A 24,994-nucleotide genomic window follows, 5' to 3' on the forward strand; every position below is an offset into this window, starting at 1 on the left:
CCGTTCGTAGGACAGGTGTTCACGGTCCGCATTCCGGGCGCGGCACCGGGCGCGTTCGGGCGGTCACTCAAGGGTGACCGAGCGGTCACCGGTCGGGTTCCGGATCCTTCAGCCAGTTGATCAGTTCGGTGGAAAACGCGACCGGATCCTCTTCGTGCGGGAAGTGACCGAGCCCGTCGAACAGCCGCCAGCGGTACGGCGCTTCGACGTACTCGCCGGAGCCCGCCGCGCTCCGCGTCCGCATCACCGGATCGAGTGAGCCGTGCAGATGCAGCGTCGGCACCCGCACCGGCCGCTTCATGCGCCGGTTGAACTGGATGCCGTCCGGGCGCGCCATGGACCGCACCATCCACCGGTACGGCTCGATGGAGCAGTGCGCGGTCGACGGGATGCGCATGGCCCGGCGGTACGTCTCCAGGGTGTCCTCGTCCGGCTGCCGGGGCCCCGACCAGTCGCGTACCAGACGGCCCACCAGGGCGCCGTCGTCGGCGATCAGTTGGCGCTCCGGGATCCAGGGGCGCTGGAATCCCCAGATGTACGAGCCCGCCGCCGTCTGCTTGACGTCGGAGAGCATGGCGGAACGCCAGCGCCGCGGATGCGGCATGGACGACACGGCGAGCCGGCGGACGAGCTTGGGCCGCATGGCGGCCGCCGTCCACGCGAGATAGCCGCCGAGGTCGTGCCCGACCAGCGCGGCGTCGGGCTCGCCGAGGGACCGTACGACCCCGGTGATGTCGAGCGCGAGGTTGGCGGGGTCGTAGCCGCGCGGGGTGCGGTCGCTGCCCCCGACGCCCCGCAGGTCCATGGCCACGGCCCGGAAGCCGGCGTCGGCGAGCGCGACGAGCTGGTGTCGCCAGGTCCACCAGAACTGCGGGAAGCCGTGCAGCAGCAGGACGAGCGGCCCGTCGCCGAGCTCGGCGATGTGGAAGCGCGCGCCGTTGGCGGCCACGTCCCGGTGGGTCACTTTTTGTCCGCCGGGAAGGTCGATCCGTACGACCGAGGTGGGTTGCGCCGAAGGTGTGGCGGGGTCCGTCATGAGGATGAGCGTGCCACAGCCTTGACGGCGTCCTCGACCGGTTCGGGCCGGGGGTGCGGCTTGGCGTTCTGCAGAACACCCGCCGTCTCCTTCATGGAGGCGGCCACCTTCTGCGGGCCCTGGCTCTTCTTGGTCTTCTTCGCGAAGACCGTACCGATCAGCGCGAGGACGGCCGCGACCAGCACGTTGGCCGCGAACGACAGCAGGAAACAGATCGCGAGATTCCAGTCGCTCCAGGTCCGGATGCCGTACGCGAGGGCGAAATTGAGCATCGGCAGGGAGAAGATCAGCACCGCGCCGGCCGCCGAGAACGCGCCGCCGCTGGCCGCGCCGCGCTTGACGTCCTGCTTGAGCTGCGCCTTCGCCAGTGCGATTTCGTCGTGCACCAGCGCGGACATCTCGGTCGTCGCCGAGGCGACCAACTGGCCGATACTGCGTTCGGCGCCGACCGGGCTGCCGTCGGGTGCGCTCATCGCGATCTCCCTCTTCTGCATGTGTTTGTACGGTCCTGTCAGATCATGCCGGACCGTCGTTCCCCTCGCTTGCCCCACCCGCCACTTCGGCAAGCCTGCGGTGTTCCGCGGCCTTGCGCTCGTAGATCGCGGCCATGCGCAGGTGGTACTCCGGTTTGTCCTCCTCGTAGATGTCGGGGATGCCGTCGAGGTCCTCGTCGCGTTCCTCGGCCTCGCACAGCGCGCGGTATTTGGCGTTGCGCATCTTCAGCAGCGCCGTGGCGAGCACGGCAGCGATGAACGAGCCGATCAGGACGGCGGCCTTGGTCTCGTCGGTGAGGCTCGTATTGCCTTCGAAGGCGAGCTCGCCGATGAGCAGGGAGACGGTGAAGCCGATGCCGGCGAGGGTGGCGACTGCGGCGACGTCTGCCCATTCCAGTTCGTCACTGAGCGAGGCCCTGGTGAACCGGGCCGTCAGCCACGTACCGCCGAAGATGCCGACCGCCTTGCCGACGACGAGCCCGAGCACCACGCCGAGTGTCTCGGGCCGGGTGAACACATCGTGGATCGCTCCGCCGGAGATCGCGACGCCAGCGCTGAACAGGGCGAACAGCGGCACCGCGAGTCCCGCCGACACCGGGCGAACCAGATGCTCGATGTGCTCGCCGGGGGAGTGCTCCTCGCCCTCGAGCGGATGGCAGCGCAGCATCAGGCCCATCGCGACACCGGCGATGGTGGCGTGGATGCCGCTGTTGTACATCAGCCCCCAGATGACGAGGGCGAGCGGGACGTAGATGTACCAGCCGCGCACGCCCTTGCGCAGCAGCAGCCAGAAGACGCCGAGGCCCACGACGGCCCCGCCGAGCGCCGCGAGGTTGATGGAGTCGGTGAAGAAGACCGCGATGATCAGGATCGCGAACAGGTCGTCGACGACGGCGAGGGTCAGCAGGAAGGCGCGCAGGGCGGACGGCAACGACGTCCCGATGACGGCGAGCACGGCGAGCGCGAAGGCGATGTCGGTGGCTGTGGGGACGGCCCATCCTTCGAGTGAGCCTCCGCCGAACACGTTGGTCAGGACGTAGACGACCGCGGGAACGACCATGCCGCAGACCGCGGCGACCACGGGCAGCACCGCGGCCTTCGGGTCCCGCAGATCCCCGGCCACCAGCTCGCGCTTCAGCTCGATCCCGGCGACGAAGAAGAACACGGCCAGCAGCCCGTCGGCCGCCCAGTGCTCGACGGACAGGTCGAGCCCGAGCGCCGCGGGCCCGAAGTGGTAGTGCGAGACGGTCTCGTAGCTGTCCGGCAGGGTGTTCGCCCAGATCAGCGCCGCGACCGCCGCGATCAGCAGCAGCACTCCGCCCACGGTCTCGGTGCGCAGCGCGTCCGCCACGAAGTTCCGCTCGGGCAGGGACATCCGGCCGAAGAACTTACGGGTGGTGGTGCTGGGGGGCGCGGGCACGAGGAGGACCTCCGGTCGAGCAGGCAGGACTGAGCACTCGCCGACCAGACTTCCCGGCACACCATGAACGATCTTGTCGCGCCTTTGACGCTTTGCTTACTTTACCTAAGATGCGGCCGGGTCGGTGCGGGATCTTCACATTACGACCAAACCGGGCGCGAGGCGTGCTGGTTGGGCTGAGGGGGCACCCTGACGACCCCTGACGACCCCCGGCGACCCCCGGCGACCCCCGGCGACCCCCGGCGATGCCGGGCGACCTCCGGCGACCCGGGGACTGCGTGAGGGTGCGGGATTGCGTGAGGGGTGCGGGAGCACGGGTGCTCCCGCACCCCTCAGGGTCGGGCCGGCGAGGTGACCCCGCCTCAGTCCTCGCTGGATGCGGCCGGCAGCTTCGCCTGGATCAGGTCCATCACCGTGGAGTCGGTGAGCGTCGTGACGTCACCGAGCTCGCGGTTCTCGGCCACGTCGCGCAGCAGGCGGCGCATGATCTTCCCGGACCGGGTCTTCGGCAGCTCGGCCACCGGCAGGACCCGCTTCGGCTTGGCGATCGGACCGAGCGTGGTGCCCACGTGGTTGCGCAGGTCCGCCACCAGTCCGGCGTCCTCGGCGGAAGCCGTCCCGCGCAGGATGACGAAGGCGACGATCGCCTGCCCGGTCGTCTCGTCCGCCGCGCCCACGACCGCCGCCTCGGCGACCGCCGGGTGGGAGACGAGGGCCGACTCGACCTCGGTCGTCGAGATGTTGTGCCCGGACACGAGCATCACGTCGTCGACGCGCCCGAGAAGCCAGATGTCGCCGTCGTCGTCCTTCTTGGCGCCGTCCCCGGCGAAGTACTTCCCCTCGAAGCGCGACCAGTACGTGTCGAGGAACCGCTGGTCGTCGCCCCAGATCGTGCGCAGCATGGACGGCCACGGCTCAGTGAGCACGAGGTAGCCGCCACCGCCGTCGGGCACCTCGTTCGCCTCGTCGTCGACCACCGTCGCCGCGATGCCGGGCAGTGCCCGCTGCGCCGACCCCGGCTTCGTCTCGGTGACCCCGGGCAGCGGCGAGATCATCATCGCGCCGGTCTCGGTCTGCCACCAGGTGTCGACGATCGGCGTACGGTCCCCGCCGATGTGCTTGCGGTACCACATCCACGCCTCGGGGTTGATCGGCTCGCCGACCGACCCGAGCACCCGCAGCGACGACAGATCGAACTTCGCGGGGATGTCGTCGCCCCACTTCATGAACGTACGGATGGCCGTGGGCGCCGTGTACAGGATCGTCACCCCGTACTTCTGGACGATCTCCCAGAACCGGCCCTGGTGCGGCGTGTCCGGGGTCCCCTCGTACATCACCTGCGTCGCGCCGTTCGAGAGCGGTCCGTATGTGATGTACGAGTGCCCGGTGACCCAGCCGATGTCGGCCGTGCACCAGTACACGTCGGTCTCCGGCTTGAGGTCGAAGACGGCGTTGTGGGTGTACGAGGCCTGCGTGAGGTAGCCGCCCGAGGTGTGCAGGATGCCCTTCGGCTTCCCGGTGGTCCCGGACGTGTAGAGGATGAACAGCGGGTGCTCGGCGTCGAACGCCTCCGGCGTGTGCTCGGCCGACTGCCGTCCGACGATGTCGTGCCACCACACATCGCGGCCCTCGGTCCAGGCGACGTCCTCGCCCGTACGGCGCACCACCAGCACCTTGTCGACCCCGTCGACCCGGCTGACCGCCTCGTCGACGGCGGGCTTGAGCGCGGACGGCTTCCCGCGCCGGTAGCCGCCGTCGGAGGTGATGACCAGCTTGGCGTCGGCGTCCTGGATGCGGGTGGCGATCGCCTCCGCGGAGAACCCGCCGAAGACCACCGAGTGCGCGGCGCCGATACGGGCACAGGCCAGCATCGCGACGACGGCCTCGGGAATCATCGGCAGGTAGACGGCGACCCGGTCGCCCTTGCCGATACCCAGCTCGGTGAGGGCGTTCGCGGCCCTCGACACCTCGTCCTTGAGCTCGGCGTAGGTGATGGCCCGGCTGTCGCCCGGCTCACCCTCGAAGTGGATGGCGACGCGGTCCCCGTTCCCGGCCTCGACATGCCGGTCCACGCAGTTGTACGCGACGTTCAGTTTTCCGTCGGCGAACCACTTCGCGAACGGCGGATTAGACCAGTCCAGCGTCTCGGTCGGCTCGGTGGCCCAGGTCAGCCGGCGGGCCTGCTCGGCCCAGAAGCCGAGCCTGTCAGCCTTGGCCTGCTCATACGCCTCCGCGGTGACATTGGCGTTCGCCGCCAGGTCGGCGGGCGGCGCGAACCTGCGCTCTTCCTTCAGCAGGTTGGCCAGGCTTTCGTTGCTCACGACATCTCCCTTTCCCAGGGTGTCCGTTGTGTCCCAGGCCACAGCTCATCAGACCGGGGGGCTCGGTGACAAGGCCCGATCCTAAATTGGTTTAGACCTATCCTGTGTCGCTGGTCCGAGCCCTCGGTCCGCGCGGCACGTCCTTGCCCCGCGACGCGGCCCCGCCGTCTCTCACGAGACCACATGAGTCCGCACCCTGGGGCACGTACGTTCTCCCCGCCGGGTTCACACGGACTACAACCACGGGAACGACTCGGGGAACAGGCCGGGGCCACCTCCCCCGCTACGGACGGGACTCACAACGCGCCGAAGACTCACTTGGCGGCCTGGCGGTCCGCAGTCCTCACGGCCCCTGGCGGTACGCCGCTCGGTAGCTCAGTAGGTCGGTAGCGAGGTCCGCGGTGGTCCGGTAGCCCGCTGCCTGGCAGCTCGCCGCCCGATAGTCCGGGCGCCTCGGCAATCGGTGCCGTGTCGCCCCCGCAGCCCCCTCCATGGCCGGGCGTGTCGATGCCCCCACCTTGCGACCGGGGCCGGAGCACCTGCAGCGGAGGTTGCAACGTGTTGCGAGGTGGTGCGCGGCCCCGCCGACCGGGGCCGCGCACCACGGCCGATCACGCCGGGTGCCGCAGATCCTCCGCCGCGCCCACATGATCGAACGCGCCCACGTGATCGAACAGTTCGGCCCCGTCGCCGTCGGCCAGCAGATACGCCTGGGCCTCACCGACGTGGAAGTACATTCCGTGCAGTTCGAGCACGCCCTCCCGCAGGGCCCGCGCCACGGACTCATGTGCCCGCAGGTGCTCCAACTGCTGCACCACGTTGGTCAGACAGAGCTGCTCCACCGCATCGGCGGGCGCCCGTCCGGCGAGTCGCGCCCACGGTCTGTTGTCGGCGGCCGTCCGGTCCAGGCTCGGCTGCCCGTGCCGCAGCCACCGCTTGAGCGGCGTGAGCGCCCCTCCGGGCTCCGACGCCAACAGTGCCTGCATGGCGCCGCACCCGGAGTGTCCGCACACTGTGATGGACCGCACCTTCAGCACGTCCACCGCGTACTCGATGGCCGCGGCCACCGAGTCGTCCCCGCTCTCCTCCCCGGGCAACGGCACGAGGTTGCCCACATTGCGCACGACGAAGAGGTCGCCCGGACCACTGGATGTGATCATCGAGGTGACGAGCCGGGAGTCCGCACAGGTCAGGAACAGCTGGGACGGCCGTTGCCCTTCCCGTGCGAGCCGGGCCAGCTCGTCCCGCACCAGAGGTGCGGTGTTGCGCTGGAACGCGCTGATGCCGCGCGCCAGTTGGTTCCCGCTCGGTCTGGCCTCGCCGGTCCCCTCGCCCTGCCCGGCCGAAGGGGCGTCCGCGGACGGGAACCCCGGGTCGGCGGAGGTCTCGCACTGGTGGTTCCGCCAGGGTGTCCAGGGCCGGCAGCGGCAGTGTCCGGAGTTGGCGGGCTCGGCGATCCGTGTTCCGGTTCGCCCGGCGAGATCGACCGTGCCGCCCTGGGCGATGTGCGCGCTCTGCCAGTCCTGCAGCGACTCGTACGCCGCGTGGTCCATGAACGAACCGTCCAACTCCACGACGGTGTCCGCCCCTTGGGGCACGAGATGCAGGGCGCGGCTGAGTCTGGGCACCGCGAGGAACGTCAACTGACCTCGTACATGTACGTAATGGACCCCTTCCCTCTCTTCGTGCGTGATGCGGGTGCGCCCGAGACGGTGCAGGGCGACACCGACGGCCACGGAGACCCCCAGCGCCACGCCCTCGAGAACTCCGAGGAACACGACGCCGAGCGTGGTGACGGCGTACACCAGCACCTCGCGGTGGCGGGTGACCGTGCGGATGTGGTGCAGGGACACCATCTGGATGCCGACGGCCATCACCAGGGCGGCGAGCGATGCGAGGGGGATCAGCTCCAGGATCGGGACCATCAGCAGCGCGGCAATTACTACGAAAACGCCGTGCAGCATCGTGGAGTTCCGGCTGACGGCACCTGCTTGCACATTCGCTGAACTACGCACGGCGACCCCGGCGACGGGCAGCCCGCCGAGCATGCCGGACACGGCATTGGCGGCGCCCTGCCCGAGCAGTTCCCGGTCGAGGCGGGAACGGCCCACGCGTGCCTGGAGTTCCGGGCGGCCGCTCACCAGCTTGTCCACCGCGACGGCGCCGAGCAGCGACTGCACGCTGCACACCAGCGTCACGGTGAGGACGGAGGCGGCGATGCCGAGCACCGGACCCTCGGGCAGCCCGGCCAGCGCGTGGCTGCTCCAGGACGGCAGGTCCACCCTGGGCAGTGTCAGTCCGGCGAGCGAGGCGGTCGCCGTGGCTCCGGCGACGGCGACCAGCGCGGCGGGGACCTTGCGCAGCACCTGCCCGGTTCGCCCGGGAATGCGCGGCCAGGCGAACAGCAGCGCCAGTGTCAGCATGCTCATCGACACGGCCGCGGGGTGCACGCGCGCCACCTGGTCCGGCAGCGCGATGAGGTTGTCCATGACGGAGCTCTGCGGGATACCTCCCAGCACGATGTGCAGTTGGGCGACGGCGATGGTCACGCCGATTCCGGCGAGCATGCCGTGCACGATCGCGGGGCTGACGGCCAGGGCCGTACGGGCTACGCGCAGGCAGCCGAGACCCAGTTGGACGATTCCCGCGAGCACGGTGATGGCGCAGGTCGCGCGCCAGCCGTAGTGGTGGATGAGCTCGGCCGTGACGACCGTGAGCCCGGCGGCGGGCCCGCTCACCTGGAGCGGCGAGCCGCCGAGGCGTCCCGCGACGAGCCCGCCGGCGGCGGCGGCGACAAGGCCGGCCTGGAGAGGCGCGCCGGTGGCGAGGGCGATGCCGAGGGACAGGGGAAGGGCGATCAGGAAGACCGCGATCGAGGCCGACAGATCGGCGCCCGCGACACGGAAGCGTCGGGGCGGGGTCGGCGGGGGGCTGTGGGGCGGGTGGACATGCGCGGGCCGAGTCGGGTCGGCGGCGCGGGTGGGGACGCAGGCAGACATGGTTCCCGTCTCCTCCGGGGCAGCGCGGTCGCGGAACAGGTGATCCCCCGTCCGAAGCGGCGGGGGGCGGGTCGCGGCCGTGGGTCACGGCGTGCAGTGGCGGGACTTTCAACGCTCGGTAAACGGATCGTAATGCAGAGTAAAGGGATGATGTCGAAAATGGGAGCAAATGGGGCATTGATTCACTCTATGGAGTGAAGTGGGCTTTTGATCGGCTTGTCGTATTTATTCCTACTCGATCCCGTGAAACCTTGGCGGCGCTGCCGGTTCATAGCTGCACATAACCGCGATAGCGACCTAATCGGCGTTGCTCGACCGAGGAAGAGGAGGGCGGAACATGGCCGCCACCCAGAGGATCGCCGCGGCTGGAGCACTCGCCGCGGCCTGCGCCGCGGCGCTCGCCGGTTGCGCGGGCGGTACCACCGCTTCCCAGGAAGGCGCGCACGGCACGAAGAAGGCGGCGGCAGGGGCCCCGGCGCCCAAGGCCGCGGTCCGCCTGATCGGCGACGGTTCCACCTCGTACACCGGGGCGCAGCCGCATCTGCCGCGGCCCGAACGGTTGAAGCCGGGTCAGAAGCCCCCGCAGTTCGTGGTCTTCTCCTGGGACGGTGCCGGCGAGGACAGCCAGAAGCTCTTCTCGCACTTCCGGAAGCTCTCCAAAGCCAACAGAGCGACGATGACGTACTTCCTGAGCGGCGTGTACATGCTGCCGGAGGACAAGCGCGATCTGTACCGGCCGCCGCAGCACTCGCCCGGCAGCTCGGAGATCGGCTTCAACGACCAGCAGGGTATCGAGGACACCGTGAAGCAGCTGCGCGCCGCGTGGCTGGAGGGCAACGAGATCGGCACGCACTTCAACGGCCACTTCTGCGGCGCGGAGGGCGGGGTCGGGCAGTGGTCGGTCGCGGACTGGAAGAACGAGATCGCGCAGGCGAAGTCGTTCGTGAAGTCCTGGAGGACCAACTCGGGCCTGAAGGCCGCGGCGTCGCTGCCCTTCGACTACGACAAGGAACTCATCGGCGCCCGCACTCCTTGTCTGGAGGGCCGGGAGAACTTCATGAAGGCGGCCCGCGAGCTGGGCTTCCGCTATGACACCAGCGGCGTCAACGACCAGCTCTGGCCGAAGAAGAAGGAGGGGCTGTGGGACCTGTCGATGCAGCTCGTGCCCTTCCCCGGACACTCCCACGAGCAGCTCACCATGGACTACAACTTCATGGTCAACCAGTCGGGTACGCGGACTCAGGGCGACCCCGGCAAGCAGAAGTTCTGGGGCGACCAGATGCGTGACGGCCTGCTCAAGGGCTTCGAGCGTGCCTACGACGGCAACCGCGCCCCGCTGATCGTCGGCAACCACTTCGAGTCCTGGAACGGCGGCAACTACATGCGTGCCGTCGACGAGGTCGTCGAGCGGGTCTGCACCAAGGCCGACGTGCGCTGTGTTTCCTTCCGGCAGCTCGCCGACTGGCTCGACGCCCAGGACCCGGCCACCCTCGACAAGCTCCGGGGTCTCCAGGTCGGCGAGGCGCCGAAGCAGGGCTGGACGTCCTTCCTCTCCGGCCGTCCGGCCCCGGCCCCGAAGGGCGTCCCCGGGGCGCCGGCGGTCAAGCCGTAGCGATGCCCCGGGCCGCCCTGTCGCTCAGGCCGCAGCGATGCTTCGGGCCGACAGGCCGCTCAGGCCGCAGCGGCGCTCCGGGCCGGCAGGCCGCTCACGCGGTGACCATCGGACTCTCGCCGAGCACGAAGCCGGGGTCGACCTGGTCAGCGAGGTCCGTCCCGGTCTTGGCGTTGCCCCAGTTGGCGGCGTTCTTCAGGTGGAACTGCACCATCTGGCGCGTGTACCGCTCCCAGTCGCGCAGTTCGTACGTGGCGTCGGCGGCGGTCCGCATGGCGTGCAGCGAGCGGCGGTTGGCCTCCTCCAGGGACTCGAACCGGGGAGGGCGGCCCTTCTCCATGGCGCGCACCCAATCCGAGTGCCCGACCGTGACCAGGAGGTCGTCACCGACCTCCGCTCGTAGGAAGTCGATGTCGTCCTGGCCCTGCACCTTGTTGCCGACGACCTTCAGGGCGACGCCGAAATCGCGGGCGTACTCCTTGTACTGGCGATAGACGGAGACTCCCTTCCGGGTCGGCTCGGCGACGAGGAACGTGATGTCGAAGCGGGTGAACAAGCCGGACGCGAAGGAATCGGAGCCCGCCGTCATGTCGACGACGACGTACTCGCTCCGGCCGTCGACGAGATGGTTCAGGCAGAGCTCCACTGCACCGGTCTTGGAGTGGTAGCAAGCCACCCCCACATCGGCCTCGGTGAACGGGCCGGTGACCATCAAACGGATGGTGCCGCCGTCGAGTTCCACCGGCCGGGCGCAGGCGTCGTACACAGGATTGGTCTCACCGAGCCGCAGCAGCCGTGAGCCCTCGCCGGGCGGGGTCGTCTTGATCATCGTCTCGGCGGACGCGATGCGCGGATTGGAGCCGCGCAGGTAGTCCTTGATGAGCGGCAGCCGCTCGCCCATGGCGGGGAGCGCGGCGGCCTCCGCCTCTTCGAGCCCGAGCGCGGCCCCCAGGTGCTGGTTGATGTCGGCGTCCACGGCGACGACAGGTGCCCCCGAGGCGGCGAGGTGGCGGATGAAGAGCGACGACAGGGTGGTCTTGCCGCTGCCGCCCTTCCCGACGAAAGCAATTTTCATGTTCACCAAGGGTAGTGCGACTGTCGCTCTTGGTGCTTGCGCCGCGTGAAGAAGACCACTCCTTCGTGGGGCGCGGCCCCCGGGTGCGTAATGTCGTACTCATGAGTACGACAGGTGCGACCGCTGATCCGCTCGCGGCCCTGGGTTCGCTTCCCGGGGTGGCCGATTCCGTGGAGTCCGTCCGCAAGGCCGTGGACCGGGTCTACGGACACCGGATCATGCGGCGTCGCAGCAACGAGATCACGTCCGAGGCGGCGCTGCGCGGGGCCCGCGGTTCCGCGGCGCTGTCCGGTGCCGACTGGGCCCTCGAAGAGGTGCGTCGGCGTACCGACTTCAGCGCGGAGGACGAGGCCCGTACGGTAGGCGCCGCCCTGCGGCTGACCGCCGAGGCGGGCCAACTCCTGTCCATCTGGCGGCAGTCGCCCCTGCGTGTGCTGGCCCGGCTGCACCTGGTGGCGGCGGCCGACCGGGGTGACGCGGTGGGCCGGCCGCGACAGAGCGGGGAGCCGGTCGACGAGCCCCTGGTGGAGCTGCCGCTGCCGGACGCGGACGAGGTCGCCGGCCGTCTCGAAGGCCTGTCCCAGCTGATCATCGCGGGTGGCTCGGCCCCTGCCCTGGTTACGGCGGCCGTCGTCCACGGCGAACTGATCGCCCTGCGTCCCTTCGCCTCCCACAACGGACTGGTCGCGCGCGCGGCGGAACGCATCGTGCTGATCGGCAGCGGTCTTGACCCGAAGTCCATCTGCCCGGCGGAGGTCGGCCACGCGGAACTCGGCCGTGCTGCCTATCTCGCGGCGCTGGACGGCTATGTGTCTGGCACCCCGGACGGCATGGCCGCCTGGATCGCGCACTGCGGCAGGGCGGTCGAGCTGGGCGCCAGGGAGTCCGCCGCGGTCTGCGAGGCGCTTCAGCGCGGCGCCGCGTAAGGAGCACCCGATTCCCCGGACAGGGTTGCGGCGGTACGAGTTCTCGTACCGCCGCTGGCATGTTCACCGGGTTACCAAGCGTCCTCGAGATGTTGCCCATCAGGTCGGGAACTTTTGCCCGTCACCTGGTGCGGCTGGCCCGTAATCGACGGGTCGACGTCGCGTGGGTGCTCGATGTTCATGCTCGGTCCGTGGGGCCTGATTGCGTTTGAAGGTGATCCTCTCGGATGTCCTTGGTCTCGCGGGCCGCTAAACCCTTTGTACTCCAGGTCCGGAGGAAGCGGAACCCCTGACCGCACTTCTTTACTTTTAGGTTCAAAAGGGTGAGAAATGGACTTCAATATGCAACACGCGCACGCGTGACGGTTCACGCCACCGTCGCGCGACGCCGACTCGCGTACCAGACAAGCCCCGCCGTGGCGGCAGCGGCTCCTATCGCGGCCGCTGCGACGAGTGCCGGCCGGGGAGGTACGGACAGGGCGGGCAGCCGCTGCTTCAGCCGGACCGGGCGGTGGAAGTTCAGGATCGGCCACGAGCGGGCGACCGCCTCGCGGCGCAGCGCGCGGTCCGGATTCACCGCGTGCGGATGCCCGACGGACTCAAGCATCGGCACGTCGGTCGCCGAGTCGCTGTAGGCGTAACAGCGGGTCAGGTCGTAGCCCTCGGAGGCGGCCAGCTCCTTGATCGCCTCCGCCTTCGTCGGCCCGTAGGCGTAGTACTCCACCTCGCCGGTGAAGCAGCCGTCCTCGCCGACGACCATGCGGGTCGCCACCACGCGGTCCGCGCCGAGCAGTTCACCGATCGGCTCGACGACCTCGGCACCGGACGTGGACACGATGACGACGTCGCGGCCGGCCTTGTGGTGCTGCTCGATGAGCGACGCGGCCTCGTCATAGATGATCGGGTCGACGAGGTCGTGCAGTGTCTCGGCGACGATTTCCTTGACCTGCTGGACGTTCCAGCCGCGGCACATCGAGGACAGGTACTTGCGCATCCGCTCCATCTGGTCGTGGTCGGCGCCGCCCGCCAGGAACACGAACTGGATGTACGCGGTGCGCAAGGCCGCCCTGCGGTTGATCAGCCCGCCTTGGTAGAACGACTTGCTGAAGGTGAGCGTGCTCGACTTCGCAATGACTGTCTTGTCCAGGTCGAAGAAGGCCGCTGTACGGGGCAAGGAGTGGTTTTCCACGAGGTTGAGCATAGGGCCCACCATTCGGCGTAAGGTGAGGCGCGTGGGTTTGCCTGAGAGGGCTCTCGGGTACACCATGGAAGTCACGGATCGTTCGCGACCGTGCTAACCCGGTCCGACTCCTCCCCCCCCCCGAGTCGGCCGTGGGGACGACCCCCGCTCTCCCCCCCGGCGGGGGTCGTCGCATGTCCGGATGGGTTTTCCCCTCTTCTGCGCGGCCCCGGAGCCTTACCGGCACCTTTGATTCCGCGCTCTTCGCGCGCCCGCGATCCGTCACTGTGTGTAGCTGTTGGGATGCGCTGCGGAAGTCGTTGAGCCTTCACCGGTAGGCGTGAAGGCGATATTCACAGCCGCTGAGTTGTCCACAGTTTTCGACCAAGATCCACACGATTTCCGGGATCGCTGCACCGTGATTCCCACGCGCTCCGTTCGCGGCCAGTTCATGGCCGGTTCCGTTTGTCGGACGCGTTTGGCCGGTTCGTAACGGCCGTTCATATGGAGGCCGCTTGCCGGTTCTTCACACGAGCGGGAATCGCGGGGTCCTGGAGGGCCCCGCGCACGAAGCAGCGAAGGGGGCTGGAGAACGTGGCGGGAGCCATCACCCATGACCGGCCGCCCACCGCCGAGGGGCGGCAGGGCGGACCATTGATCGTCACCGAGGACGTCGAGCTCCTCGACGACCTGCTGCGCCTGTGCGCGGCGGCGGGCGCGCGGCCCGAGGTCCATCACGGGATTCCGGAACGCAGGGGCAGCTGGGAGGCGGCACCTCTCGTCCTCGTCGGCGACGACGCAGCACCGCGTGTGCGCGGGGCCGCGCGCAGAAGGGGCGTGGTGCTGGTCGGCCGGGACCAGGACGATTCAGGAGTCTGGCGGCGGGCCGTCGAGATCGGCGCCGACCACGTCCTAGTGCTGCCGGACGGCGAGCAATGGCTCGTCGACCGCATCGCCGACGTGGCCGAAGGAGTCGGCCGGCCCGCTCTCACCGTCGGCGTGCTCGGCGGCCGCGGCGGGGCCGGTGCCTCCACGCTGGCCTGCGCGCTCGCCCTCACCTCGGCGCGTGAGGGGAATCGCACCCTGCTCGTGGACGCGGACCCTCTCGGAGGCGGACTCGACGTACTCCTCGGAGGAGAGGCGGCCGAGGGACTGCGCTGGCCGGCGTTCGCCGCATCCCGCGGCAGGGTCGGCGGCGGCGCCCTGGAGGAGTCCCTGCCCGAACTGCACGCACTGCGGGTTCTCAGCTGGGACCGGAGCGACGCGGTCACCATTCCGCCGCAAGCGGTACGAGCGGTCCTGGCTGCCGCCAGACGGCGCGGTGGAGCGGTGGTCGTCGACCTGCCCCGCCGTATCGACGGAGGTGTCGCCGAGATCCTCGCCCAGCTCGATGTGGGTCTGCTGGTGGTTCCCGCCGACCTGCGCTCCATCGCCGCGGCCGGACGGGTGGCGTCCGCGGTCGGCATGGTCCTGCGCGATCTGCGGATCGTGGTCCGCGGACCCTACGCGCCGGGTCTCGACGACCGAGAGGTCGCCCGGCTGCTCGACCTGCCCCTGGTGGGCGAACTGCCCGCCGAACGCTTCCCGTTGGACGGCGGGCCGCCACCTGGGAGTGCGGCCAAGGGGCCTCTGGCCCGTTTCTGCGCGGCCTTCTGGGAGCGGGTTCCGGTCGAAGGAGGGGGCGTATGAGCTGGGACGCGTCCACAGGCATGGACCGTGGCGCGGGACTCGACAGCCGAACGGGACCGATGCCCAAGGACACGGGCGAGGGCGGCCCGCCCGCTCGGGCGGACACGCGGGACGGACCCGGGCGCTACTTGTCGGGACGCACGGATGCGCGGGACGGGCCCCGGCGCTACATCGCCGGGCGGACCGCAACGCGCGGCGGACCCGGAGGCCTCCGGCCAGGAGGTACGGCGACGTGGGACGGGTCCGGCGGCGGCTCGGACGGACGCGCGGGGCTGCTGGACGGCGTGCGGCAGTGGCTGGCCGAGAGCGGTTCCGAGCCGACCCCCGCGCGCGTGGCACAGGCGCTGCGTGAGCAGGGGCGGGTGCTCGGGGACGCCGAAGTCCTCGGCGCGGCCGAGCGGTTGCGCTCCGAACTGGTCGGCAGCGGACCGCTGGAACCGTTGCTGGCCGACCCGTTGGTGACCGACGTGCTGGTGTCGGCGCCCGACCGAGTCTGGGTGGACCGCGGCGGCGGCCTGGAGTTGACCGCCGTGTCCTTTCCGGACGCGGCAGCCGTACGACGTCTCGCGCAGCGCCTCGCGGCGGTGGCCGGCAGAAGGCTCGACGACGCCCGCCCCTGGGTGGATGCCCGACTGCCGGACGGGACACGTCTGCACGCGGTCCTGCCACCGGTCGCCGTCGGCTCCACCTGCCTCTCCCTGCGCGTCGTACGGCCGCGCGCGTTCACGCTCGACGAACTGGTGGTGGCGGGGACGGTGCCGCCCGGCGGGGACCGGGTGCTCAGAGCACTGCTGGAAGCCCGGTTGTCCTTCCTCATCAGCGGAGGCACAGGCTCCGGCAAGACGACCTTGCTGAGCGCGTTGCTGGGGCTGGTGGGTCCCGGGGAGCGGATCGTGCTCGCCGAGGACTCGGCGGAGCTGCGGCCCGACCATCCGCATGTGGTGCGCCTGGAAGGGCGGCCCGCCAATCAGGAGGGCGTCGGCCTTGTCTCGCTCCAGGATCTCGTCCGGCAGGCCCTGCGGATGAGACCGGACCGGCTGGTGGTCGGCGAGGTGCGCGGTCCGGAAGTGGTCTCGCTGCTGGCCGCCCTCAACACAGGACATGAGGGCGGCTCAGGAACGGTTCATGCCAACGCGGCGGCGCAGGTCCCGGCCAGGCTGGAGGCGCTGGGTACCGCGGCCGGGCTCGACCGGGCCGCCCTGCACAGCCAACTGGCGGCGGCACTGTCCGTGGTCCTGCATCTGGTGCGGGACCGGGCCGGACGGCGCCGGATCGCCGAGGTGCATGTGCTCGAACGCGACCGGTCGGGGCTGGTGGTGACCGTGCCGGCGCTGCGGTGGGGCGAGGACGCCTTCGCGTACGAGCGGGGGTGGGACCGGCTGCGGGAGCTGCTCCGGGACGGAAGCCAGGGACATCGCGGGCCGATTCGGCTCGGGACAGAGGGAGTTGCTCCGGACAGGTGGTGGGCCAGGAGCCCTTCGGACGGAAAGGACGCCGGGGCCGTGACAGCGGCCGGACGTCGGGAAGCGAACGGGGAGCGGGATGGGGATCGGTGAGATGACGGACGCGCCCGCGGGAGCCGCCGTGGCGTGTGCCGGGATCGCGGCCTGGCTGATCGGCGGACGCGGCTCGGGGGTGCGCAGAGCGAGGGTGCTGCTCGTCGGCGATGGGGTGGCGACCGTGCCGCCCCGGTGGGAGAGGGCGTTGATCGACTGGCGGCGGCTGCGCGGCCGGCTGCGGCCCGAAGCCTGGTCGCTGGTGGCGGGACTGGTGATCGCAGTGCTGGGTACCTCGGTATTGCCGCTTTTCCTCGGGGCCGCCGGAATGCCCCTGCTGGGGAGGGTGCGGCGGGCGGGCGAAGCTCGGCGCGAGCGGGAGCGACGCGGCGACGCGGTGATCGCCCTGTGCGGTGCCCTCGCCGGTGAGGTGCGGGCCGGACGTCAGCCCGGCGAGGCGCTGCTCGGAGCCGCACGCGACTCGGACGGACTCGGTGACGCGCAGCCGGTGGTGCTGGCCGCGGCGAGATTCGGCGGGGATGTGCCGGATGCGCTCACCGAGGCGGCACGGCAACCCGGCGCCGACGGACTGGTGGGGCTCGCCGCGTGCTGGCGCGTGGCCGTGGACCGGGGTGCGGGACTCGCGGCGGGCCTGGACCGGCTGGAGGCCGCGCTGCGAGCCGAGCGCGACCAAAGAGCGGACATGCGTGCCCAGTTGGCCGGATCACGCTCGACGGCCTCGATGCTCGCGGGCCTGCCGGTCCTCGGTCTTGTGCTTGGCACCGCGCTCGGCGCGGACCCGTTGCACGTGCTGTTGCACACCGGTTCCGGGCTGGGCTGTCTGCTGGTCGGCGGGGTGCTGGAGGGCGTGGGGCTGTGGTGGGCGCTGCGGATCGTGCGAGGGGCGGAGACGGCATGAGCGCGGAAGTTGTCCACAGGCTGGGGGTATTTGTGTGCGGAGTGCTCCTGGTCGGCACGCCGGCCCGTTGGCTCGGGGCGGTGCGGCGCGCGAGGAGAGTGCGCAGGCGGCTGGCCGAGTTGCTGTTCCTGGAGACGGTGCCATCGCCGCGGCGCCACGAGGTACGGAGCCACGAGGTACGGAGCCACGGTCGGCGGTGGCTGCCCTTGCTGGGCGTCGTGTGCGCCGGCTGGGTCCTGATCGGCGGTCTCGCCGGGGTTCTGGTGGGGCTGGCGGCCGGGTTCGGCGTCCGGCGGTGGCGGCAGCGGCGGAATCCCACCCCACCGGAGGAGTACGACGTGACCCGGGCAGCCCGCCAACTGCCGCTCGCAGCCGACTTGGTGGCGGCCTGCATCGCGGCGGGAGCGAGTCCCGTAGCGGCCGCCCAGGCCGTCGGTGAGGCACTGGGCGGACCGGTGGGTGAGCGGCTGGCCCGGGGCGCGGCGGAGGTGCGGCTCGGGGGTGAACCGGTCGACGCGTGGCGGAGGTTGGCGTCGATACCGGGCGCCCAGGGGTTGGCGCGACTGCTGGAGCGGGCGGGCGAGTCGGGTGTACCGGCGGCTGTGCCGGTCGGCCGGCTCGCGGCGGAGGCCCGCGCCGAGTGGGGGCGCACCGCGACGGCACGGGCACGTCGGGCGGCCGTCATGGTCACCGCACCCGTGGGGCTGTGCTTTCTGCCCGCCTTCCTCGCGATCGGCGTGCTGCCCGTGGTGATCGGGCTGGCCGCTGGCGATGGGGCAGGCCGTCGTGGTGCGGCACCGGGCGGCAGGGGCGGCGGACTTGGCGGCCCTCGCCGCGGCGGACCACTGGAGCGACGGCGGCGCGGCGGCCTGTGCCCGCGCGGACCGTGTGGCCCGAGCGCAGAGCGCGCGGCTCGTGCGGTGCGCCGTCGAGGGCCAGATCTCGGATGTGACGGCGGCGTCGGGATCCGGACCGCTCGTCGCGGAGGTCAGATCGAGGGCGGGGCCTCCGGGTTCTCCGGGTTCTCCGGGTTCTCCGGGGCTTGCGGGGCCCACAGGGCCTCGGGGCCGCTAGACCCTTCAGGCCCTGCAACCCCTCCGGATCCTGCACGGCCTGCACGCCCTGCGGGCCGGTCGGACCGACGGGGGCCGGTGGGATCGACGGCCGGCCCGACCGGAGGGACCCGGGGTTCCTCAGCCCCCGCCCACCCGGCTCCTGCCGTCCGGCACCGACTTCTCCGATCCTCGCCCCTCGGACGTCACGCAGCCCACGTTCACCCGTTCGGCCCTCACGCGCTCGACTTTCACTCGTCTGGCCCCCGCGCCACCGGCTTTCACCCGTCCGGTCTCAACCCTCGTGCATCCGGTCCTGATGTCTTACCCGGACTCCGGCGGCCCTGACTCCAGGCCCGGATTCCTCCGGCCGTGCCTCCCGCCCGAGCTGTTCCGGACCGGATTCCTCAGGCCCTCACTCCTCCGGTGCCGTCCGCAGCAGTTCCGTGAGGAGGCGTACGGCGCCTCGCTTGTGCAGTGGATCGTTCCCGTTACCGCACTTGGGGGACTGGATGCAGGAGGGACAGCCGGCGTCGCACTCGCAGGAGGCGATGGCCTGCCGGGTGGCCGTGAGCCAGGAGCGGGCTGTGTGGAAGGCGCGCTCGGCGAATCCGGCGCCGCCCGGGTGGCCGTCGTACACGAAGACGGTGGGCAGGAGCGTGTCCGGGTGGAGGGGGACGGAGACGCCGCCGATGTCCCAGCGGTCGCAAGTGGCGAAGAGCGGCAGCATGCCGATCGACGCGTGCTCGGCGGCGTGCAGGGCGCCGCCGAGGATCTCCGGGTTGATCCGGGCCGCGTCCAACTGGTCCTCGGTGACCGTCCACCAGACGGCACGGGTACGGAGCGTACGGGGAGGGAGGTCGAGTTTCGTCTCGCCGAGCACCTCACCGGTGATGACACGCCGACGCAGGAAGGAGACGACTTGATTGGTGACCTCGACGGAGCCGTAGCACAACCGGCCCTCGCCCCAGGGGACTTCGACGTCGGTTTCGAGGACGGCGATGGACGTGGTGTCGCGGGCGACCGTCGAATACGGCGGGCTGGCCTCCTCGACGAGTGCGACGGAGTCCTCCAGGTCCAGCTTGCGCACCAGGTACGTACGGCCCTGGTGCAGATGGACCGCGCCCTCGTGGACCGCCGTGTGCGCGGCGCCCTCGTCGACCGTGCCGAGCAGGCGCCCGGTCCCGGACTCGACGACCTGCACCGGGCTGCCGCCGCCCCCGCGGATGTCGGTCAGGTCGACGGCCCGCTCCTTGCGCGTCCAGTGCCAGGCCGTGGCGCGGCGGCGCAGCAGCTTTGCGGCCTCCAGCTGCGGCAGCAGATCGGCGGTGGCGGGGCCGAAGAGCTCCAGGTCGTCGTCCGTGAGCGGGATCTCGGAGGCGGCGGCGCACAGGTGCGGGGCCAGGACGTACGGGTTGTCGGGGTCGAGGACCGTGGATTCCACCGGTTGGTCGAACAGGGCCTCGGGGTGATGGACGAGGAAGGTGTCCAGTGGGTCGTCGCGGGCGACGAGGATCGCCAGTGCGCCTTCCCCGGAGCGGCCCGCGCGGCCCGCCTGCTGCCAGAGGGAGGCGCGGGTGCCCGGGTAGCCGGAGATGACGACGGCGTCGAGGCCGGAGATGTCGACGCCGAGTTCGAGGGCGGTGGTGGCGGCGAGGCCGAGGAGTTCCCCGGAGTGCAGCGCGCTCTCCAGGGCGCGGCGTTCCTCGGGGAGATAGCCACCGCGATAGGCGGCGACACGCCGGGCCAGCGAGCGGTCGATCTCGGCGAGGCGTTCCTGGGCGATCACCGCGATCAGCTCGGCGCCGCGCCGGGACCGAACGAAGGCGATCGAGCGCATGCCCTGGACGGTGAGGTCCGTCAGCAGATCGGCCGTTTCGGCGGTGGCGGTACGCCGGACGGGTGCACCTTTCTCGCCGTGCAGTTCGGTGAGCGGGGGCTCCCACAGGGCGAACACAAGTTCCCCTCGTGGGGAGGCGTCGTCGGTTACCTCGACGACCGGGAGGCCGGTCAGGCGGCGTGCCGCGAGCGAGGGTTCGGCGGCGGTCGCGGAGGCCAGCAGGAAGACGGGAGAGGCGCCGTAGCGGGCGCAGAGGCGGCGCAGCCGGCGCAGCACCTGGGCGACGTGGGAGCCGAAGACGCCGCGGTAGGTGTGGCACTCGTCGATCACGACGTAGCGCAGGGCGCGCAGGAAGGAGGACCAGCGGGGGTGGGAGGGCAATATCCCGCGGTGCAGCATGTCGGGGTTGGTCAGGACGTAGTTGGCGTACTGGCGTACCCATTCGCGCTCCTCGAAGGGCGTGTCGCCGTCGTACACGGCTGGGCGTACGGCATTGCCCAGCGGTTGTGAAAGTTCCTTCACCGAGCGGCGCTGGTCGGCTGCCAGGGCCTTGGTGGGGGCCAGGTAGAGGGCGGTGGCACCCCGGCCGTTCGGGGCCTCGGAGCCCTCCAGGAGGGCCGTCAGGACCGGGGCGAGGTACGCCAGGGACTTGCCGGAGGCGGTGCCGGTGGCGACGATGACCGACTCGCCGTCCAGGGCGTGCTCGGCGACGCGTGCCTGGTGGGCCCAGGGGTGTTCGATGCCCGCGGCCTGCACCGCGGCGACGACCTCCGAACGGATCCGGTCGGGCCAAACGGCATGGCGACCCGCTCGCGGGGGCAAGTGCTCCGTATGAGTGATGCGCGAAGCCCGGCTCGGCCCCGAGGCGAGCCGGTCCAGGACGGTGCTCGGCGACGGGCGGGAAGCGGTGTCCGCCGAGGATCGATCGGATCGGTGATTCTTGGCCATCGGCATCGAGTGTGTCACTGGCGTGACGGACAATGGGCCCAAGGCGTCGTGCACGCCTGCCGGTAAGTGATTGAATGCCATCGCGGCTGGCGAACCGTCCCGGGGGCTCTGCCGAGGTGTCCCATGGGGCGACCGCTCGATAGCAAGGTGCTGGAGGATCCGTGGACCTGTCCCTGTCGACTCGCAATGTGTCCGGCCCTAATGGCGACCGTACGGTCGTCGAGGTCGGCGGCGAAATCGATGTATATACCGCGCCCAAGCTGCGGGAGCAGCTGGTCGAGCTGGTGAACGACGGCAGCTTCCACCTCGTCGTCGACATGGAGGGCGTGGACTTCCTCGACTCCACCGGTCTCGGCGTGCTGGTGGGCGGCCTGAAGCGCGTCCGGGCCCATGAGGGCTCGCTGCGCCTGGTCTGCAACCAGGAGCGCATTCTGAAGATCTTCCGAATTACTGGTCTCACCAAGGTGTTCCCGATTCACACCTCGGTGGAGGAGGCGGTCAACGCGACCGACTGACCACCGGTCTCCCGGGTCGTGGGCCCGGGCTTCGCAGAAGTGGGGGTCCGGGCCCACGGCCCGGTCCCCTGACAGCACGCCCGTAGTTCAGAGGGGGATGCATGGCCACCGTTGAACTCCGCTTCAGCGCGCTGCCCGAGCACGTCAGAACCGCCCGACTGGTGGCGGCAGCGGTGGCGCGCAGGGCCGGAGTGGACGAGGCCGTCCTCGACGAGGTCAGGCTCGCCGTCGGCGAGGCCTGTACTCGTGCCGTCGGACTGCACCAGAGCAACGGCATCTCGGCGCCGGTGCAGGTGACGCTGATCGAGGAGGAGAAGCAGTTCTCCATCGAGGTCGGTGACGAGGCGCCGGGTTCGGTGCCCGGAGGGGCGGCGTCCGGCGCCGCCTCGGACGCGGAGACCGAGGAGGACGAGATGGGCCTCGCGGTCATCAGCGGCCTCGTCGACGACGTGGAAGTCACCGCCGGAGAGCACGGCGGACTGATCAGGATGAGCTGGCCCACAACGCCGCCGGCCGTGGCTCTTCCCTGACATCCGCCCCTCATTTATTGCCCCGAAGGGCCCTACTCGGTGGGGCCCTTCGGCATGTCCGGGATCTCGTGCTGGGCCATACGGTGATCGTGCACGGCGTTTCGTGAATTGATTCACGATCATTCGCGCGATAATTGGATCAAGCGTCAACGCTTCTAGGGCATTACTGCATTTGGGTCCGTGGACGCCTGCGGATCATTTGCTGAAGAGCAAGTGACGGCTAATTCCGCTTACCGCGCACTGTTTTGATCAGGTTCCGGTACCTAGAATCCGTCCACATCTTGAGCTCAGCCCAAGCGTCAAGGAGGACGAATGGCGGGGCTTTCTACCCCTCATCAGTTTGACCACCCCTCAACCTTCGCAGCCGCGGTTCTGACGGACGGCAACCGTCTCATCGTGATGGTCATCGCGGGTGTCGCCGTGGCGGCGCTCGTGGTCGCCGGGATCCTGGTGCGCCAGGTTCTCGCGGCCGGCGAGGGCACCGACAGCATGAAGAAGATCGCGACGGCGATCCAGGAGGGCGCGAATGCCTACCTGGGACGTCAGATGCGCACGCTCGGCGTATTCGCCGCCGTGGTGTTCTTCCTGCTCATGCTGCTGCCCGCGGACGACTGGAATCAGCGCGCCGGACGGTCGATCTTCTTCTTGATCGGCGCGGTGTTCTCGGCGACCACCGGTTACATCGGTATGTGGCTCGCCGTACGGAGCAATGTCCGCGTGGCCGCCGCGGCAAGGGAAGCGACCCCGGCGGCGGGTGAGCCCGAAAAGGATCTCACCGCCGTCTCGCACAAAGCCATGAAGATCGCTTTCCGCACCGGTGGCGTCGTCGGCATGTTCACGGTGGGGCTCGGTCTGCTGGGCGCCTCCTGTGTGGTGCTCGTGTACGCGGCCAACGCGCCGAAGGTCCTTGAGGGCTTCGGTCTCGGCGCGGCGCTGATCGCCATGTTCATGCGTGTCGGCGGCGGCATCTTCACCAAGGCCGCCGACGTCGGCGCCGACCTGGTCGGCAAGGTCGAGCAGGGCATTCCGGAGGACGATCCGCGCAATGCCGCGACCATCGCCGACAACGTGGGCGACAACGTGGGGGACTGCGCCGGCATGGCCGCGGACCTCTTCGAGTCGTACGCCGTCACGCTCGTCGCCGCGCTGATCCTCGGCAAGGTGGCGTTCGGCGACTCCGGGCTCGCGTTCCCGCTGATCGTGCCCGCGATCGGCGTACTCACCGCGATGATCGGCATCTTCGCGGTGGCGCCCCGGCGCTCCGACCGCAGCGGCATGTCCGCGATCAACCGCGGGTTCTTCATCTCCGCGGTGATCTCGCTCGTGCTGGTCGCCCTGGCCGTGTACATCTACCTTCCGGGCACCTATGCCGAACTGGACGGTGTCACGGACGCGGCGATCAAGGCCAAGGGCGGTGATCCGCGGGTCCTCGCGCTCGTCGCCGTCGCGATCGGCATCGTACTGGCCGCGCTCATCCAGCAGTTGACCGGCTACTTCACCGAGACCAGCCGCCGTCCCGTCCGGGACATCGGCAAGAGTTCACTGACCGGCGCGGCCACCGTCGTCCTCGCCGGCATCTCCATCGGTCTCGAATCGGCCGTCTACACCGCCCTGTTGATCGGCCTCGGCGTGTACGGGGCGTTCCTGCTGGGCGGTACGTCCATCATGCTGGCGCTGTTCGCGGTGGCGCTCGCCGGAACGGGCCTGCTCACCACGGTCGGTGTCATCGTCGCGATGGACACCTTCGGCCCCGTCTCCGACAACGCGCAGGGCATCGCCGAGATGTCCGGTGACGTCGAGGGCGCGGGCGCGCAGGTGCTCACCGACCTGGACGCCGTCGGCAACACCACCAAGGCCATCACCAAGGGCATCGCCATCGCCACCGCCGTCCTCGCGGCCTCGGCCCTCTTCGGCTCGTACCGTGACGCGATCACCACGGCCGCGAGTGACGTGGGCGAGAAGGTCTCGGGTCCCGGGGCGCCGCTGAACCTGATGATGGACATCTCACAGCCCAACAACCTGGTGGGTCTCATCGCGGGCGCCGCGGTCGTCTTCCTCTTCTCGGGGCTGGCGATCAACGCGGTGTCGCGGTCCGCCGGGGCGGTGGTCTACGAGGTGCGGCGGCAGTTCCGCGAGCACCCCGGGATCATGGACTACTCCGAGAAGCCCGAGTACGGGCGCGTCGTCGACATCTGCACAAAGGACGCGCTGCGCGAACTGGCCACACCCGGCCTGCTCGCGGTGCTCACACCGATCGCGATCGGGTTCACGCTCGGTGTCGGGGCGCTCGGTTCGTTCCTCGCGGGCGCGATCGGCACCGGCACGCTGATGGCGGTCTTCCTCGCCAACTCCGGTGGGGCGTGGGACAACGCCAAGAAGCTGGTCGAGGACGGCCACCACGGCGGCAAGGGAAGCGAGGCCCACGCCGCGACGGTGATCGGCGACACGATCGGTGACCCCTTCAAGGACACGGCGGGCCCCGCGATCAACCCGCTGCTGAAGGTCATGAACCTGGTGTCGCTGCTGATCGCTCCGGCGATCGTCAAATTCTCGTACGGCGACGACAAGAGTGTCGGCGTACGGGTGTTCATCGCCATCTTCGCGCTCGTCGTGATCGTGAGTGCCGTGTACATCTCCAAGCGGCGCGGGATCGTCATGGGTGACGAGGAAGACAACGAGGAAGGGGTCGCCAAGTCGGCCGATCCGGCGGTGGTTTCCTAGCTCACAGGTTCTGCGCCTGATGTGGCACGGACTTCCGTGCCTGGTCAGGGAGTGGGCCAACGGGCGGGCGGACAGCGCGTGTTGACGTGCTGTGCGCCCGCCCTGTGTGTGTTCACACCGTCGTCGTGAGCCTTCTCTCGCTTGGTGCAAATGGCTTCAAAAGTTGTCTTAGCGGACATTCGACATGTGGGTGTCGCCCGGATGGCGTGTAAGTTCCGGGG

At 70.1% G+C, this 24,994-nt stretch carries 17 protein-coding genes and 1 pseudogene; 10 read left to right on the top strand and 8 right to left on the bottom strand.

The features are described 5' to 3' along the window. Window positions 1–85 precede the first annotated feature (85 nt). The 5 genes from ACZ4N5_RS02505 to ACZ4N5_RS02525 form a co-directional block, all read right to left on the bottom strand. Window positions 86–1,036 (bottom strand): alpha/beta fold hydrolase, encoded by a 951-nt coding sequence (locus ACZ4N5_RS02505; protein ID WP_467755275.1) that lies wholly within the window; start codon window positions 1,034–1,036, stop codon window positions 86–88. Continuing rightward, a complete protein-coding gene (locus ACZ4N5_RS02510; RefSeq protein WP_467755276.1) occupies window positions 1,033–1,509 on the bottom strand; it encodes a phage holin family protein in 477 nt (158 codons plus the stop codon). Before ACZ4N5_RS02510 ends, ACZ4N5_RS02505 begins: the two co-directional genes overlap by 4 nt. 43 nt (window positions 1,510–1,552) lie before the next feature. Further along, window positions 1,553–2,905 (bottom strand): Na+/H+ antiporter NhaA, encoded by a 1,353-nt coding sequence (nhaA, locus tag ACZ4N5_RS02515; protein ID WP_467755394.1) that lies wholly within the window; start codon window positions 2,903–2,905, stop codon window positions 1,553–1,555. A 407-nt stretch (window positions 2,906–3,312) separates the two neighbouring features. Continuing rightward, the gene (gene acs / locus ACZ4N5_RS02520; protein WP_467755277.1) at window positions 3,313–5,313 is read right to left on the bottom strand and encodes an acetate--CoA ligase; all 2,001 of its coding nucleotides are present in this window, start codon (window positions 5,311–5,313) and stop codon (window positions 3,313–3,315) included. Window positions 5,314–5,882: 569 nt separating this feature from the next. After that, on the bottom strand, window positions 5,883–8,270 hold the full coding sequence (locus ACZ4N5_RS02525) for a SulP family inorganic anion transporter (RefSeq protein ID WP_467755278.1): 2,388 nt from the start codon (window positions 8,268–8,270) through the stop codon (window positions 5,883–5,885). Window positions 8,271–8,607: 337 nt separating this feature from the next. On the opposite strand from ACZ4N5_RS02525, the gene ACZ4N5_RS02530 reads away from it, so the two are divergent. Then, window positions 8,608–9,882 (top strand): polysaccharide deacetylase family protein, encoded by a 1,275-nt coding sequence (locus ACZ4N5_RS02530; RefSeq protein WP_467755279.1) that lies wholly within the window; start codon window positions 8,608–8,610, stop codon window positions 9,880–9,882. Between the two features lie 94 nt (window positions 9,883–9,976). On the opposite strand, the gene ACZ4N5_RS02535 is transcribed toward ACZ4N5_RS02530, so the two are convergent. Further along, window positions 9,977–10,957, bottom strand: a complete 981-nt coding sequence (locus ACZ4N5_RS02535) for an ATP-binding protein (protein WP_467755280.1) — start codon at window positions 10,955–10,957, stop codon at window positions 9,977–9,979. 101 nt (window positions 10,958–11,058) lie between these two features. Here ACZ4N5_RS02535 and ACZ4N5_RS02540 point away from each other — a divergent pair, with 101 nt between their 5' ends. Continuing rightward, on the top strand, window positions 11,059–11,883 hold the full coding sequence (locus ACZ4N5_RS02540) for a Fic family protein (protein WP_467755281.1): 825 nt from the start codon (window positions 11,059–11,061) through the stop codon (window positions 11,881–11,883). 367 nt (window positions 11,884–12,250) lie between these two features. On the opposite strand, the gene ACZ4N5_RS02545 is transcribed toward ACZ4N5_RS02540, so the two are convergent. Continuing rightward, window positions 12,251–13,084, bottom strand: coding sequence for an HAD family hydrolase (locus ACZ4N5_RS02545; RefSeq protein WP_467755282.1), 834 nt, complete (start codon window positions 13,082–13,084; stop codon window positions 12,251–12,253). 573 nt (window positions 13,085–13,657) lie between these two features. Here ACZ4N5_RS02545 and ssd point away from each other — a divergent pair. The 5 genes and pseudogenes from ssd to ACZ4N5_RS02570 all read left to right on the top strand — a co-directional run bounded on the left by ssd (window position 13,658) and on the right by ACZ4N5_RS02570 (window position 18,241). Continuing rightward, window positions 13,658–14,752, top strand: a complete 1,095-nt coding sequence (gene ssd, locus ACZ4N5_RS02550) for a septum site-determining protein Ssd (protein WP_467755283.1) — start codon at window positions 13,658–13,660, stop codon at window positions 14,750–14,752. Then, on the top strand, window positions 14,749–16,308 hold the full coding sequence (locus ACZ4N5_RS02555) for a TadA family conjugal transfer-associated ATPase (RefSeq protein ID WP_467755284.1): 1,560 nt from the start codon (window positions 14,749–14,751) through the stop codon (window positions 16,306–16,308). Before ssd ends, ACZ4N5_RS02555 begins: the two co-directional genes overlap by 4 nt. 1 nt (window position 16,309) lies before the next feature. After that, on the top strand, window positions 16,310–17,167 hold the full coding sequence (locus ACZ4N5_RS02560; RefSeq protein WP_467755285.1) for a type II secretion system F family protein: 858 nt from the start codon (window positions 16,310–16,312) through the stop codon (window positions 17,165–17,167). Then, a pseudogene (locus tag ACZ4N5_RS02565) lies at window positions 17,164–17,952 on the top strand (type II secretion system F family protein); the annotation flags it as partial. The gene ACZ4N5_RS02560 and the pseudogene ACZ4N5_RS02565, both read left to right, overlap by 4 nt. Further along, the gene (locus ACZ4N5_RS02570) at window positions 17,939–18,241 is read left to right on the top strand and encodes an Rv3654c family TadE-like protein (protein WP_467755286.1); all 303 of its coding nucleotides are present in this window, start codon (window positions 17,939–17,941) and stop codon (window positions 18,239–18,241) included. The pseudogene ACZ4N5_RS02565 and the gene ACZ4N5_RS02570, both read left to right, overlap by 14 nt. 393 nt (window positions 18,242–18,634) lie before the next feature. Here ACZ4N5_RS02570 and ACZ4N5_RS02575 read toward each other — a convergent pair whose 3' ends face one another. Further along, window positions 18,635–21,088 (bottom strand): DEAD/DEAH box helicase, encoded by a 2,454-nt coding sequence (locus ACZ4N5_RS02575; RefSeq protein ID WP_467755287.1) that lies wholly within the window; start codon window positions 21,086–21,088, stop codon window positions 18,635–18,637. An 80-nt stretch (window positions 21,089–21,168) separates the two neighbouring features. On the opposite strand from ACZ4N5_RS02575, the gene bldG reads away from it, so the two are divergent. From bldG to ACZ4N5_RS02590, 3 genes are all read left to right on the top strand, one after another. Then, window positions 21,169–21,522: an anti-sigma factor antagonist BldG gene (bldG, locus tag ACZ4N5_RS02580; RefSeq protein ID WP_028799135.1), complete on the top strand. Its 354-nt coding sequence runs from the start codon at window positions 21,169–21,171 to the stop codon at window positions 21,520–21,522. A 101-nt stretch (window positions 21,523–21,623) separates the two neighbouring features. Further along, complete coding sequence (locus ACZ4N5_RS02585; RefSeq protein WP_355842799.1) at window positions 21,624–22,052, top strand: ATP-binding protein; 429 nt, start codon at window positions 21,624–21,626, stop codon at window positions 22,050–22,052. Between the two features lie 312 nt (window positions 22,053–22,364). After that, window positions 22,365–24,773, top strand: a complete 2,409-nt coding sequence (locus tag ACZ4N5_RS02590) for a sodium-translocating pyrophosphatase (protein WP_467755288.1) — start codon at window positions 22,365–22,367, stop codon at window positions 24,771–24,773. The last annotated feature ends 221 nt before the right edge of the window (window positions 24,774–24,994 follow it).

The sequence above is a fragment of the Streptomyces sp. NPDC026500 genome, assembly GCF_055567635.1.